Origin of the sequence: Leucobacter sp. G161 (assembly GCF_001482305.1) — a bacterium.
Lineage (GTDB): Bacteria > Actinomycetota > Actinomycetes > Actinomycetales > Microbacteriaceae > Leucobacter.
This window is the reverse complement of the sequence record NZ_LOHP01000057.1, coordinates 1-13,035: the sequence shown is the minus strand read 5'-3', so window position 1 is coordinate 13,035 and position 13,035 is coordinate 1. Positions and strand designations below refer to the sequence as shown.

The 13,035-nt window shown below is 66.4% G+C and carries 13 protein-coding genes; 6 read left to right on the top strand and 7 right to left on the bottom strand.

The annotated features are described in order from the left end of the window. Positions 1–4 precede the first annotated feature (4 nt). Positions 5–1,414: an NAD(P)/FAD-dependent oxidoreductase gene (locus AUL38_RS06710; RefSeq protein WP_059060377.1), complete on the top strand. Its 1,410-nt coding sequence runs from the start codon at positions 5–7 to the stop codon at positions 1,412–1,414. On the opposite strand, the gene AUL38_RS06705 is transcribed toward AUL38_RS06710, so the two are convergent. The 3 genes from AUL38_RS06705 to AUL38_RS06695 are packed head-to-tail and all read right to left on the bottom strand — an operon-like array spanning position 1,411 to position 3,602. Then, positions 1,411–2,334 carry a DUF4190 domain-containing protein gene (locus AUL38_RS06705; protein WP_153006494.1) on the bottom strand — a complete coding sequence of 308 codons (924 nt, stop codon included), beginning with the start codon at positions 2,332–2,334 and terminating at the stop codon, positions 1,411–1,413. The genes AUL38_RS06710 and AUL38_RS06705 overlap by 4 nt on opposite strands. Positions 2,335–2,389: 55 nt before the next feature. Continuing rightward, on the bottom strand, positions 2,390–3,052 hold the full coding sequence (locus AUL38_RS06700; protein WP_059060373.1) for a hypothetical protein: 663 nt from the start codon (positions 3,050–3,052) through the stop codon (positions 2,390–2,392). Between the two features lie 25 nt (positions 3,053–3,077). Continuing rightward, positions 3,078–3,602, bottom strand: coding sequence for an amino-acid N-acetyltransferase (locus AUL38_RS06695; RefSeq protein WP_059060371.1), 525 nt, complete (start codon positions 3,600–3,602; stop codon positions 3,078–3,080). A gap of 87 nt (positions 3,603–3,689) precedes the next feature. Between AUL38_RS06695 and AUL38_RS06690 the strand changes: the two genes are divergently transcribed. Continuing rightward, entirely contained in the window at positions 3,690–5,243 is a 1,554-nt protein-coding gene (locus AUL38_RS06690; RefSeq protein WP_059060459.1) for a DNA-3-methyladenine glycosylase 2 family protein, read from the top strand. Then, on the top strand, positions 5,240–5,812 hold the full coding sequence (locus tag AUL38_RS06685) for a methylated-DNA--[protein]-cysteine S-methyltransferase (RefSeq protein ID WP_059060369.1): 573 nt from the start codon (positions 5,240–5,242) through the stop codon (positions 5,810–5,812). The genes AUL38_RS06690 and AUL38_RS06685 overlap by 4 nt, the downstream gene beginning before the upstream one ends. Positions 5,813–6,012: 200 nt before the next feature. Here the strand turns inward: AUL38_RS06685 and AUL38_RS06680 are convergent, their stop codons facing one another. Continuing rightward, a complete protein-coding gene (locus AUL38_RS06680; protein ID WP_059060366.1) occupies positions 6,013–8,538 on the bottom strand; it encodes an ATP-dependent Clp protease ATP-binding subunit in 2,526 nt (841 codons plus the stop codon). 321 nt (positions 8,539–8,859) lie between these two features. Between AUL38_RS06680 and AUL38_RS06675 the strand changes: the two genes are divergently transcribed. The 3 genes from AUL38_RS06675 (at position 8,860) to AUL38_RS06665 (ending at position 10,417) form a co-directional block, all read left to right on the top strand. Then, the gene (locus AUL38_RS06675) at positions 8,860–9,477 is read left to right on the top strand and encodes a hypothetical protein (RefSeq protein WP_059060364.1); all 618 of its coding nucleotides are present in this window, start codon (positions 8,860–8,862) and stop codon (positions 9,475–9,477) included. Then, complete coding sequence (locus tag AUL38_RS06670) at positions 9,474–9,704, top strand: helix-turn-helix transcriptional regulator (RefSeq protein WP_059060362.1); 231 nt, start codon at positions 9,474–9,476, stop codon at positions 9,702–9,704. Before AUL38_RS06675 ends, AUL38_RS06670 begins: the two co-directional genes overlap by 4 nt. A gap of 89 nt (positions 9,705–9,793) precedes the next feature. Continuing rightward, entirely contained in the window at positions 9,794–10,417 is a 624-nt protein-coding gene (locus tag AUL38_RS06665) for a TetR/AcrR family transcriptional regulator (protein ID WP_083506668.1), read from the top strand. A 345-nt stretch (positions 10,418–10,762) separates the two neighbouring features. On the opposite strand, the gene AUL38_RS06660 is transcribed toward AUL38_RS06665, so the two are convergent. The 3 genes from AUL38_RS06660 to AUL38_RS06650 are packed head-to-tail and all read right to left on the bottom strand — an operon-like array spanning position 10,763 to position 12,906. Further along, positions 10,763–11,551 carry an NUDIX domain-containing protein gene (locus AUL38_RS06660; RefSeq protein ID WP_059060357.1) on the bottom strand — a complete coding sequence of 263 codons (789 nt, stop codon included), beginning with the start codon at positions 11,549–11,551 and terminating at the stop codon, positions 10,763–10,765. 3 nt (positions 11,552–11,554) lie between these two features. Next, a complete protein-coding gene (locus AUL38_RS06655) occupies positions 11,555–12,388 on the bottom strand; it encodes a CoA ester lyase (RefSeq protein WP_059060355.1) in 834 nt (277 codons plus the stop codon). Beyond that, complete coding sequence (locus AUL38_RS06650; protein WP_059060353.1) at positions 12,385–12,906, bottom strand: MaoC family dehydratase; 522 nt, start codon at positions 12,904–12,906, stop codon at positions 12,385–12,387. Before AUL38_RS06650 ends, AUL38_RS06655 begins: the two co-directional genes overlap by 4 nt. Positions 12,907–13,035: the final 129 nt, after the last annotated feature.

Below are 13,035 nucleotides of genomic sequence, written 5' to 3'. Positions count from 1 at the left end.
GCGGATGGAGCACTTCGACACGCTCATCGTTGGCGCCGGCATTTCTGGGCTCACAGCCGCACGACTCCTCGCACGCGCAGGTCACCGCATCGCGGTGCTCGAGGCGCGCGACCGGATCGGCGGCCGACTGCACACCGAGCGAACGGACGAGCGCGTCACCGACCTCGGCGGCTCGTGGATCCACGGCATCACCGACAGCGCGGTGCACGACGTGGCGACCGCGTTCGGTATGCGCATGGTTGAGTTCACCGTCGGCGGGTACCAGGCTGGCGGGCGCCCGATCGCGTACTACGGACCCGATGCCGACCTCCTCACCGAGGCGGAGCGAGCTGCGTTCATCGCCGATGTTCACGCGGTGGATCGGCGACTGGCCACCGTCATTGCCGGACTGCCCGCAGGCCACTCATATGGGGCTGCTGCCACGTCCGCCGTGACAGCGCAGGCGGCAGAGCAGGGATGGGACAGTGAACGTGCCGCGCGCGTCACCGAGTACCTCCGCCATCGCTCTGAGGAGCAGTACGGCGCCGATGCCACACTGCTCGACGCGCACGGGCTCGACGATGACTCCGTCGATGGCGACGAGGTCGTGTTCCCCGACGGTTACGACGCCCTCGCAACGGGCTTGGCACGCGGCCTCGACATCCGTCTCTCGCACGTCGTGCGTCGCATTGGGTGGGAGACCGCGGGCGGGGGCGCCGGCGTGGAGGTCACCACGTCAGCCGGGGTATTCCGTGCGGATCGGGCGATTGTGACGGTGCCGGTCGGCGTGCTCCACTCGGCGTCGTTCGTTCTCGATCCACCACTTCCTGAGCCCGTCAGCGGCGCACTCGCGGGCCTCACCATGAATGCGTTTGAGAAGGTCTTTCTGCACTTCGATGAGCAGTTCTGGGATCACGATGTCTACGCGATCCGCAGGCAGGGCGACGGGGCACGCTGGTGGCACTCCTGGTACGACCTCACCCGACTACACGGGGAGCCGACGCTGTTGACGTTCGCCGCGGGAGACTGCGCCATCGAGACACGCACATGGAGCGACGCAGAGATCACTGCCTCAGTGATGGCTGGGCTGCGGGAGCTGTACGGCCCCAACCTTCCCGAGCCACGACACGTGAGCATCACGCGCTGGCAGGACGACGAGTACTCGCACGGATCGTACGCGTACATGACCGTGGGCTCCCGGCCCGAGGCTCACGAAACGCACGCCACCCCACTCGGCGGCATTGGGGCGACGCTCGGTGTCGCAGCGAACGGCCCCGCGGCAACCCTGCATCTTGCGGGTGAGGCCACATGGGAGGAAGATCCGGCGACCGGGACGGCGGGGCTCTCATCAGGGCATCGCGCCGCGACACGAGTTCTCGGCGAGCCTGTTCCTGTTGCCGCGCTCTGGGAGCACCGGCACAACCTGCTCAGCTAGTTCTGCGAGGAGTCGCCCATGCAGACAATCGCCATGTCCGAGCTGGCCTCAGCCCACTCCACTTCAGCATTTGCGCGGGCCTGCGCGTCCTCAGCACTTTCCGCACCCTCGGCAAGCGAGAACGCCAGCATCTTCTCGGCGAGCGCGGTGAGTTCAGGATCAGTGCTGACTGCGAGCAGTCCCTCGTAGTACACGGCGGAGTCCTCAAAGATGGACACCTCCGGCGCGAACATCGCGGTGCAGAGGTCCTCGTGTGCCGTGCCGATCCAGGGCATCTCCGAGAAGCGCTCATTCCACTGCTCCGAGAACTCCTCGCCGTGACCTCGATCGCGCTCGGAATGCTCGCTGTTGCCGTAACGATCCGTCCCAAAGTCCCCGGAGTCCGTCACTGTCGATGAGAACGCGCCAAAGATCCCGAAGAATGCGAAAAACGCGATCGTGCCGAGCAGCGTGAACGCAACGCGCACGTATCCGATAATCACGGCCGCAAGCGCAAACCCGCGACCGCCCTCACTCGAGCGCTTGATCTGGCTCAGGGCGATGTGCCCAAACACGACACCGATGATCCCGGCGAAGAACACGCCAACAAATCCGATAATCGCAAAGACGTTCATCGGCGGAGCTGCCGGTGGGTATTGCTGCGGTGCGGGATAGCCGTACTGGTCGTATCCGGGCTGCGCGTACCCGCCGGGTTGCTGGGGCTGGCCTCCCGGCTGAGGCTGGCCTCCTGGCTGAGGCTGGCCCGGCTGGGGCTGGCCCGGGTGGGGTTGGCCCGGCTGTGCCCAACCCTGTGCGGGCGGCGCGTACTGCGGGGGCACGTACGGTGCGTCCTGCTGCGGCGCCTGCTGCCCAGCGTTGGAATCGGGCGCGACGCCGCTCGGCGTCTCGCTCGGGTCGTGTTCCGGGGGCAACTGCGTCATGCAGCCAGTCTACGCATCGAGCGTCTCCAAGAACGTTGAGAAGCCTCGGTGTCGGCTAGTACAGGAGGAACTGCGCGGTCTCTGTGCTGTCGGCCCCGCCGGCAGCCGCACTCAGGTGATAGGAAGCGCCGTCTGCACCGACGGCGTCCCGGCTGATGTCACAGGTCTCGGTGCTCGAACGTGTGCGATCCCACTGGATTGCTTCGGTCTCGAGTGCTTCACCCGCCTCGAGCTTCACCGGCAGGCTCTCTGCCCCGGTCTGGCAGTCAGTCGAACGCCAGACTTCATCGCTGCCACTCGCGACCACGAACTGCATCCCGGCGGTACCGAGCTCGGCAATGCACGCGTCCTTCCCGGAGTTCGTGATCTGGAGCGACAGCTGCGGAAGCTCGTCCGCACCGTACGCGCCCTGATCGGTCATCGGAACGACCTCGAGCGCAGACTGCGCGCACGCGACCGGCTCACCAGCGGCCGGCTCAGCTGTCGGCGTTTCGACAACGTCGCTCGGCACCTCAGCTGGCTGCGCGTTCGTCCCGCCGTCGTTCGATCCGGGTCGTACGACGATGAGCACAATCGCGATGATCACTGCCACAAGCCCCAGCAGCACGGCGATTCTTCGCCGCACGTACACGCTTCGGTCCTTCGGCCCCACGGGATCGCGCAGAGCCGAGCCTGTTCCGTGCGGATCCGACGGATCTTGAGGAGGACGCCTGGCCATGGGCCCAGCGTACCCCGAGGTTCGGCTACAGGTGCTTCAACATGCGGGTGTTGCCGAGGGTATTCGGTTTCACCCGTGCAAGGTCGAGAAATTCTGCGATGCCTTCGTCGTGTGAGCGGAGCAGCTCTGCGTAGACATCGGCGGCAACGAGCTCCGCATCTTCGCCGACCTCGGAGAAGCCGTTACGGCCGAAGAACTCCGTTTCGAAGGTCAAGCAGAAGAGCTGCTGCAGGCCGAGCCCGCGTGCACGTTCCTCGAGCGCCAGCAGCACCGCGCGTCCCACGCCGCGGCCGAGGTATTCCTCGGAGACACCCAGAGTGCGTACTTCGCCCAGGTGCTCCCACATCACGTGCAGCGCACCGTAGCCAATCACACGCCCTTCGGCGTCCTCGGCAACTACGAATCCGGGACCCGCGCCATAGAGCTCGACCATGTCCTTGCCGAGCAGGATTCGCCTGGCGACGAGCGGTTCCATCAGATCCACGATCTTCGCAACGTCGTGCGTGGTCGCGGGGCGTACGTTGATGGCGCTGGTATCGCTCACACTCATGTCCAAAGTCTAGTGCTCACGCAGCGCCTCACCGTGATGGCCGATTCTCGCGTGCGGAGACAGGGGCTCTCCGGGCAGAATGATGCCGTGCCCTCCACCTCGCTCCCACTCCCCCTCAGCTTCGACGCCTGTTACCGCGCCGCATCGGGGCGCGACGAGCGGTGGGACGGCAGGTTCTATCTCGGAGTTACGAGCACGGGTATCTACTGTCGACCGTCCTGCCCGGCGCGGAAACCGAAGCCTGAAAACTGTCGGTTCTTTCCGACGGCAGCGGCCTGCGTCGCCGCAGGGTTCCGGGCATGTAAGCGTTGTCGACCGGACGCTCTGCCGGGCAGCAGGGATTGGGATCACCGCGGCGATCTCGTTGCCCGCGCGGTGCGCCGGATTCGGGACGGGGCTGTTGACGAGCTGGGCGTCGCCGGGCTGGCCCGCGACCTCGCGGTGAGCGAGCGCCATCTCAGGCGCATCCTGCTCGACGAGATTGGGGCGACCCCACTACAGCTTGCACGCACCAGACGCGCCCACGCTGCCCGCACGCTGATCGAGCAGACCACGCTCCCGCTCACGGACGTCGCGTTCGCGTCAGGCTTCGGAAGTATTCGCCAGTTCGGCGAGACGATGCGCGAGGAGTTCGGAGTCGCCCCCTCTGCGCTGGGGCGCCGCGAAGGAGCATCGGATCCAGCAACAGACGGCGGGCCGGTAGCTGCGGATCTTCCCCGGATCGCCCTGCGGCTGCAAACGCGTGCCCCGTTCGACGGGGTCGCGACACGGGCGTTCCTCTCGGCGCACGCGATTCCCGGCCGCGATGAGATTGATGCAGTCGCGTTCACCACCGCCCACGCGCTCGACGTGCCGGGCGGCACCGCCAGCGTGAAGATCGCTTGGGCCGAAGTGCCCGACGTCTCCGAGCAGCTCAGCCCGACACTCGGCGTGCCCGTAGTGCTCACCCTCCCCAGCCTCGCCGATACGATGCCCGCGATCCAGGTGGTCCGGCGCATGCTCGATCTCGACGCAGATCCACACCAGATTGCCGCAGCGCTATCACCGCACCCGCTGCTCGCCCCGCTTGTCGCTGCGCGGCCGGGCCTCAGGCTGCCCGGCGCACGAGATCCACACGAGTTCGCCCTCGCCACAGTCCTCGGTCAGCAGGTCACGCTCGCCGGGGCGCGAACCCTGCAAGGCAGGCTCGTTGCCGCGTTTGCGGATGCACCCCCAGACAGTGGCGCAAACCAACGCTTTGCCGGCCGCATCTCCGCAGCACGCATCGCTGCTGAAACCCCAGAGTCGCTCCGGGCGACCCTTCGGATCACGGGGGCGCGCGCTGCGACGCTCACCCTCCTGGCCGCTGCGCTCGCTGAGGGGCTCGACCTCAGCCCCGGGGCCGACCGCGAGCGTGCCAGAGCGGAGCTGCTCGACCTGCGCGGCATCGGGCCGTGGACCGTGGAACTCATCGCCATGCGAGCGCTGGGAGATCCCGACGCGTATCCTTCCGGCGACCTTATTCTCCGCCGTTCCCTCGGTGTGGACAGCCCCAGGGAGGCGGATCATATTGCCGAGCCGTGGCGTCCCTACCGCGGCTACGCCACCCAGTTTCTCTGGGCCGATTTCCTCGCCGACGCGGGGACAAAGGAGTCAGCATGAGCGAGCCCCTCGCACACGTCACCGTCGACATCGTCGGCCATCCGTTTCTCACTATCTGGAGTTCGGAAGATAACGTCATTCGCGCCGCAGGGTTCACAAGCCCCATCTCACCGCGAGAGAGCCAGCCTCGCCAGGTCAACGGCGTTGCAGGCGACTTGCTCTGGCGCCGACTGCAGGCGAGCGACCAGAGGCACGCGGCTCGAGGCATAGCGGGCTCGGAAACCACGGACGGAGCTATCCCGACCGCACTCAGGGCCTACGCTGGCGGCGATGTGACCGCGGTGGATGCGCTGACAGTCTCGCAGCGAGAGACCCCGTTTCGGCGGGAGGTGTGGGATGCGCTCCGCGGCGTACCAGCCGGACGAACAGTCACCTACTCGGAGCTTGCCAGTCTCGCGGACCGGCCATCTGCGGTGCGGGCAGCGGCTTCGGTGTGCGCGGTGAACCTGATCGCGCTCATCGTTCCCTGCCACCGGGTTATTCGGGCGGACGGCAGCCTGGGAAAGTACCTGTTCGGTCGAGGGCTCAAAGAGCACCTGCTCGCACACGAGGGCGCCCTACTGCGGTAGGTCTGTCTTTGCCCGTTCGTATGCCGTTTGTGGGAGTTTTCGGCATACGATGCGTCGATTACGTATCTTCGGGCGCGGGGCACGGCACGAGGCGCGAGGCGCGAGACCCCGGCGCATTATCCGAGACTCTGGCGCACCCACACACAGTGGGTACAGAAAAGGGGCCCGGCGCAATGCCGAGCCCCTTCAGTTCGCGTACGTTACTCGCCCTGGCCCGGGGTGATCCCGGTCGAGGCGGCAGCTGCAGCGGCGGCAGCCGAGGCCTCGCCGTGCGACTTCTCAGTGTCGCGCTTCGTCTCGAAGGTGAACTTGCCCTCTTCGAGATCCACCATCACGGTGTCGCCTGCGAGCAGCTCCGCACCGAGGATCTGCTCGGAGAGCCTGTCCTCGATCTCGCGCTGGATCGCACGGCGCAGCGGACGCGCACCGAGCGTCGGGTCGTACCCGATCTCGGAGAGACGCTCACGCGCCGACTGCGAAACCTCGATGTACATGTCGCGGTCAAGGAGACGGTCCTTGAGCTGCTTCACGAACAGGTCAACAATCTGCAGCAGCTCGGGCTTCGAGAGCTGCGGGAAGACGATCGTGTCATCGACACGGTTCAGGAACTCGGGCTTGAAGTGCTTCTTGAGCTCCTCGTTGACCTTGCCCTTCATCGTCTCGTAGCCGACCTGCGAGTCGCCCTCGAGCTGGAACCCGACCGGGCCGCCGGCAATTGCCGAGGAACCGAGGTTCGTGGTCATGATGATGACGGTGTTCTTGAAGTCGACAACGCGGCCCTGGCCGTCGGTGAGACGACCCTCTTCGAGCACCTGCAACAGCGAGTTGAAGATGTCGGGGTGCGCCTTCTCGATCTCGTCGAAGAGCACGACGGAGAACGGCTTGCGGCGCACCTTCTCGGTGAGCTGGCCGCCCTCTTCGAAGCCGACGAACCCGGGAGGGGCACCGAACAGGCGGGACACGGTGTGCTTCTCGCCGTACTCGGACATGTCGAGCGAGATGAGCGCGTCTTCGTCGTCGAACAGGAACTCCGCGAGGGCCTTCGCGAGCTCGGTCTTACCGACGCCCGTGGGGCCGGCGAAGATGAACGAGCCCGAGGGGCGCTTCGGATCCTTCAGGCCAGCACGCTGGCGGCGGATCGTCTTCGCGAGCGCCGAGATCGCCTCGTTCTGGCCGATGACCCGCTGGTGCAGGGCATCTTCCATGAAGCGGAGACGGCTGGTCTCTTCCTCGGTGAGCTTGAAGACGGGGATGCCGGTCGCCTGCGCGAGCACCTCGGCGATGAGTCCCTCATCGACCTCGGCGTTCGTCGCGACGTCGCCTGCGCGCCACTGCTTTTCAAGGCGGAGGCGTTCAGCGATGAGCTTCTTTTCCTCGTCGCGCTTGTTCGCGGCCTTCTCGAAGTCCTGCGCCTCGATTGCCTGCTCCTTGTCGGCGCGGACAACGGCGATCTTCTCGTCGAATTCGCGCAGCTCGGGCGGGCTCGAGAGGATCGACAGCCGCAGGCGTGCGCCGGCTTCGTCGATGAGGTCGATGGCCTTGTCCGGGAGGAAGCGATCCTGCACGTAGCGATCCGCGAGGTTCACGGCGGCGACGATCGCACCGTCGGTGATCGACACCTTGTGGTGTGCCTCGTAGCGGTCGCGGAGGCCCTTCAAGATGTTGATCGAGTGCGGCAGCGACGGCTCGTTCACCATGATCGACGGGAAGCGACGCTCAAGCGCCGCGTCCTTCTCGAAGTGCTTGCGGAACTCGTCGAGCGTGGTCGCACCGATGGTCTGCAGTTCGCCGCGCGAGAGCATCGGCTTGAGGATGTTCGCGGCATCGATCGCGCCCTCGGCAGCACCTGCGCCGACGAGCGTGTGGATCTCGTCGATGAAGATGATGATGTCACCGCGATTGCGGATCTCCTTGGTGACCTTCTTCAGGCGTTCCTCGAAGTCACCGCGGTAGCGGCTGCCGGCGATCATCGACGAGAGGTCAAGCACGTAGACCTGCTTGTCCTTCAACGTCTCGGGCACCTCGCCCTTGATGATTGCCTGCGCGAGGCCCTCGACGACGGCGGTCTTGCCGACGCCGGGTTCGCCGATGAGCACGGGGTTGTTCTTCGAGCGGCGCGAGAGGATCTGCATGACCCGCTCGACCTCTTTCTCACGCCCGATCACGGGATCGAGCTTGCCCTCGCGAGCGGCCTGGGTGAGGTTGCGACCGAACTGGTCGAGCACCTGCGAACCCTTGGGCGCTTCGCCTGCCTCGGGGGCACCGACGGTCGCGCTCTCCTTGCCGGCCTGGTAGCCGGAGAGGAGCTGGATCACGGCCTGGCGCACGCGGTTGAGGTCGGCGCCGAGCTTCACGAGCACCTGAGCGGCAACGCCCTCGCCCTCACGGATGAGGCCGAGGAGAATGTGCTCGGTGCCGATGTAGTTGTGCCCGAGCTGCAGCGACTCGCGCAGGCTCAGCTCAAGCATCTTCTTCGCACGCGGCGTGAACGGAATGTGGCCCGACGGTGGCTGCTGACCGGTCCCGATGATTTCGGTGACCTGTGCGCGCACAGCGTCGAGTGAGATGTCGAGCTGCTCAAGAGCTTTCGCCGCGACACCCTCGCCCTCGTGAATGAGGCCGAGCAGGATGTGCTCAGTACCAATGTAGTTGTGGTTGAGCAGCTTCGCCTCTTCCTGGGCGAGCACGATCACGCGACGAGCGCGGTCAGTGAATCTCTCAAACATCTATACCCTCCTTGACGGTTCGCACGGAGTGTGGATCCGCCGATAGACCCAGGCTACGCGCCCCGGGACACATGTGGGGCCGTGTTCGCCAGAGGCGTGACGCGCGGGATCGGCGGTCGCGGAGCGCTACCGATTTCACGAAACCCTGGTTTGACAACTCGGATCACACGTCGCACACTTATCGATAAGCGTTAATATCGACAATCGATAAACTCCTCGAGAGGTGAACTCTCGCATCGCGACAGAACTCTCCATCGACCTCAGGCCCCGACCCAGGCCCAGCCCCCAGCCCCAGCCCCAACCCCAGAAGGACCCGCGCGTATGAGTACCCCCTCCAACTACCGCCCGGCCAAGGCCGACCGCGTCGCCCTCGTGATCCTCATGCTGCTCGGCGCGGCCATCATCATCGCAAGCGCAATCGACTTCGTGACGAGCACAGTTCGCACTCTGGGCCCCGGCCAGCACACAATCAACCCGACATTTTTCGAGCTCCCAGCCAAGCTCCCACTCGGCCCCGGCGGCGCTGAGGTCTCCGCGGTGGTGACCGCAGCAACCGTCGACGTGCCAGGGCTTGTGGCGCCAGCGACCGGATTCCTCATTGCCGAGCAGGCAACGAGCTTCGTCGCCATCACCACGGTCATCGTCTGCCTCCTTATCCTCGGCAAGCGGGCGCTGCGCGGCGTCTTCTTCGGTCGCGGCAATACTGCCCTCGTCGTCACCACGGGGTTCGCGGCCATCTTCGGCGTGATGCTCCCGCCGATCCTCGGCCAGATGGGAACGACGGAGGCGCTCCTCGATCTCTCGGAGGGCGACTACTTCAGCTTCGGCGTCTCGGCGAACCCCGTCTACTTCTTCGTCGCGATCTTTGTCTTCGGCATTATCGCCACCGCTTACACCGTTGGCGCGCGCATTCAGCGGGAGACCGAGGGGCTGGTATGAGCCCGGCAGATCCCGAGGAGGGGCACGCGATCCACTGCCGGCTCGATGAGTTGCTCGCCGAGCGCGGCATGACGCTCACCGAACTCAGCGAGCGTGTTGGGGTGAGCATTGTCAATCTGTCGGTTCTCAAGAATGACCGCGCACGCGCGATCCGCTTCTCGACTCTCACTGCGATCTGCCGGGCGCTCGACTGCGAGGTCGGCGAGCTGCTCGTCGTGTCTTCATGAGCGCAACCGTCCTGAGTGCTGTTATCACCCGATAACTGGATGCCCGCGGCCCTGCCCCGAAAGCACGCCGCTGGGCTACGATGAGATGCATGTCAGCATCGCCCCGGGAGCTCGCAAAGGCGCAGCGACGCGAGCGGTATCTTGAGGCCGCCGCGACCCTCATCGCCGAGCGTGGCTTCAGCGGCGTCTCGATCGACCTCCTCGGATCCGCCGTCGGCGTGAGCGGCCCCGCCCTCTACCGGCACTTCTCAAGCAAAGAGGACATTCTCACGCAGCTGCTCGTTGGCGCGAGTGAACGGCTGCTTGCCGGCTACGAGGCGATCATCGCCGAGAATCTCGGGGACGAGGAGACGCTGCACAGGCTCGTGCATTTCCACCTCGACTTCGCGACAAACGAGCGCGACGTGATTCTTGCGCAGGAGCGCGAGCTCGGCAATCTTCCCGAGGAGCCGCGGCGGCAGGTGCGCAGCCTGCAGCGGCGCTACGTGAACGGCTGGGTTGCCATCACCGAACGCCTCATGCCGGAGGCAAGTCGCGCCGATCTCACCGTGCGCCTTCACGCGGTATTCGGTCTCCTGAACTCAACCCCGTACAGCGGCTCGCTCGCCTCGCCCACCCGCGTGCGGAGCATCCTCGCAGAGATGGCGCTCAGCAGCCTGTTCGCAGCGCAGGCTCCGGCATCGATTGGCCGGTGTGGCGGTACGCCAGAGTAATGCACGACCATGACGTCATTGCGTACCTGGGCGTAGAGCAGTACTGCGGTTGCGCACCGAGGCCGCTTTGGTCCAGCCCGACACAGCAGCGGTGTTTGGACTATCGAAGCTCCGGGCCAGAGATGAAGTGGGTGTTCCGGGTCCCTTTGTCGGTAGCTACTGACAGGCCCTGATTGACGTGAGGGGTCTTCACAATTGCAGGTGCAGACCCCAACAATGAGGAGCATTCACAAGCCATGACCTCAGCGAGGTCATGGCTTTTTTGCTGCCGATCACTCCTGACTTCGCTGAGGGCATGGCGCCTGAGCGATTCGGGCTGGGCGTGCCTGAGCCTCGACGCTGACGCTAGCGTTCGAGGTCGTAGTGCCCCGGGTCTTTCGGGTGGAACTCGGTGACGCCGTAGCCGGCCTCTGCCGGGATCCGCACCACCGGCGACCCATCAGCACCAAAACCAACGGTTGAGGTGACCGGAATTCGCGGGTAGTGCGGGGCCGCAGCGAGCACCTCGTCGACCGAGGCGTGCTCGCCCAGCCGCTTGAGATTCATGAGCGTCGGCAGCAGCAGCAGTTCGCCGGGCAGACGCGTCGCTTCACCGGGCTGCACCCAGCGGACGGCGACCGCTTCGACCCCGTCTGCCGTCGGCTCCTGCTCGTCGGGGGCGCGCGCCAGGAAGAAGTCAGTGTCAAAGCGTCGTCTCCCGCCCTCGGGTGTGATCCACCGCCCGAACGGCACAACATCCTCGACCGCGAGCCGAGCTGCCGTCGCCCCAAGAATGCCGGCGAGACCAGCGGCGCCCGCGGCGGCGGGCGTCGGCACCTCCGCTCCCCCGAGCAGGCGCTCGCCAGGGCCGCGGGCGAGCAGCACGCCCACCTCTTCCCAGGTCTCGCGGATCGCGGTCACCCGCAGCGCCGCGGCCTCGTCTTCGAGAGCCGATCCGTTGTCGCGCGCGAGCGGCCCGTCACTGGGTTCGAGCACCCCACCGGGAAATACGAGCGCCGAGGGGAATGCTCCGCGTGAGCTGCCGCGGCGCAGCATGAGCACACGCAGCGGATCGTCGCGCACGAGCAGCAGCGACGCTGAGCGCCGCGGCACCACTGGGGTGCGCGGCTGCCCGGCGTCACGCTGGCGGCTCACCTGTCAGTCCGCCGCTCCCGGCGCCTGGGTGTCCGAGGCCGCGGCGGCCTCGGCAATGCGGCGGGCCTGACGCAGCAGCGGTTCGTCGATCATCTGCCCATTGTAAGCAAAGACGCCACCGGGTGCCGAGCGTGCGGTCTCGAGCACGCCAGCGGCCCACTGGGTCGCGGCGTCGCTGGGCCGGTACGCTTCACGGAGGATCGGCACCTGCCTCGGGTGCAGGCACATCGCCCCACGGAACCCCGACGCCGCCGCCTCGGTGGCCTCCTCGCGCAGACCCTCGTCATCCTGCAGGTCGGTGTGTACGGTGTCGTACGCTGGCTTCCCCGCGGCCGCCGCGGCGAGCAGCACCCGTGAGCGGGCATACTGCGCGAGCTCACCAAAGCGCCCATCGGCGGTGCGACTCTTGAAGCCGCCGATCGCCGCGACGAGATCCTCGGCTCCCCAGGTGAGCGCCGCGACCCGCGGGTCTGCGGCGAGCGCGTCGACGTCTCGAACTCCGATGGGTGTCTCGCAGAGCGCGATCACCTCGTAGCCTTCGAGGCCGTCGAGGTTGCCGGGGGTTTCGGCCTTCGGCAGCATGATCCTGCGGTAGGCGGTTTGCGTGAGGGCCTGCAGGTCTGCGGCGTGAAACTCGGAGCCTGCCGGGTTCACGCGCACGATCACCCGTGCAGGGTCGAGCGGATGCGCGATGAGGGCGTCTCGCGCAGCCTGCTTATCTGCTGGTGCGACAGCGTCTTCGAGGTCGATGATCACGGTGTCGGCTCGGTCCGCTGCCTTCGCGTAGCGGTCGGGGCGGTCGCCCGGGCAGAACAGCAGCGCTGGTCCGGCGATCATGCGTCGCCGCCAGAGGTGGCTTCCGGCTCCCCGAGCGCGGGGACGCCCTCGGGGCGGCAGAGCATGAGGGTCGAGCGGCGCGCGACCGCGACAACGTTGCCGTGCTGGTCGCGCGCGGTGTGCTCGAACTCGACAACGCCCTGACCGGGGCGCGACTGCGAGAGCCGCTTGCCGAAAATGAGTGTCTCGGCGGTCATGGTGTCTCCCGCGCGCATCGGCGACGGGAAACGGATGTCGGTCATCCCGAGGTTTGCGACGATCGTGCCCTGTGTGAGCTGCGCGACTGACAGGCCGACGAGCGTGGACAGCGTGAACATGCTGTTCACGAGCCGCTCGCCGAACTCGGTGCCAGCTGACCATTCGGCGTCGAGGTGCAGCGACTGCGGGTTCATCGTCATCGTGGTGAACAGCACATTGTCCGCCTCGGTGACGGTGCGGGCGGGGGCGTGCACGTAGACGTCGCCCTCCTCCAGCTCGTCGAAGTATCGCCCGCGCTGCTCGAATCTACGTCCGCTCATCGTTTCGCACCTTCCGTGGCTGTTGCCGCCGATTGTAGTTCGCCATCCTCTGAGCCGTCACCCGCGCCCGCAACTGGAATCACTTCAGCGAGCACCTCGTTCGCGCCGACCTGCTGGCCGGGTGCGACC

Coding starts and splice junctions, on each gene's coding strand:
- AUL38_RS06710 (WP_059060377.1), top strand. CDS start 5: ATGGAGCACTTCGACACGCTCATCGTTGGCGCCGGCATTTCTGGGCTC.
- AUL38_RS06705 (WP_153006494.1), bottom strand. CDS start 2,334: ATGACGCAGTTGCCCCCGGAACACGACCCGAGCGAGACGCCGAGCGGC.
- AUL38_RS06700 (WP_059060373.1), bottom strand. CDS start 3,052: ATGGCCAGGCGTCCTCCTCAAGATCCGTCGGATCCGCACGGAACAGGC.
- AUL38_RS06695 (WP_059060371.1), bottom strand. CDS start 3,602: ATGAGTGTGAGCGATACCAGCGCCATCAACGTACGCCCCGCGACCACG.
- AUL38_RS06685 (WP_059060369.1), top strand. CDS start 5,240: ATGAGCGAGCCCCTCGCACACGTCACCGTCGACATCGTCGGCCATCCG.
- AUL38_RS06680 (WP_059060366.1), bottom strand. CDS start 8,538: ATGTTTGAGAGATTCACTGACCGCGCTCGTCGCGTGATCGTGCTCGCC.
- AUL38_RS06675 (WP_059060364.1), top strand. CDS start 8,860: ATGAGTACCCCCTCCAACTACCGCCCGGCCAAGGCCGACCGCGTCGCC.
- AUL38_RS06670 (WP_059060362.1), top strand. CDS start 9,474: ATGAGCCCGGCAGATCCCGAGGAGGGGCACGCGATCCACTGCCGGCTC.
- AUL38_RS06665 (WP_083506668.1), top strand. CDS start 9,794: ATGTCAGCATCGCCCCGGGAGCTCGCAAAGGCGCAGCGACGCGAGCGG.
- AUL38_RS06655 (WP_059060355.1), bottom strand. CDS start 12,388: ATGATCGCCGGACCAGCGCTGCTGTTCTGCCCGGGCGACCGCCCCGAC.
- AUL38_RS06650 (WP_059060353.1), bottom strand. CDS start 12,906: ATGAGCGGACGTAGATTCGAGCAGCGCGGGCGATACTTCGACGAGCTG.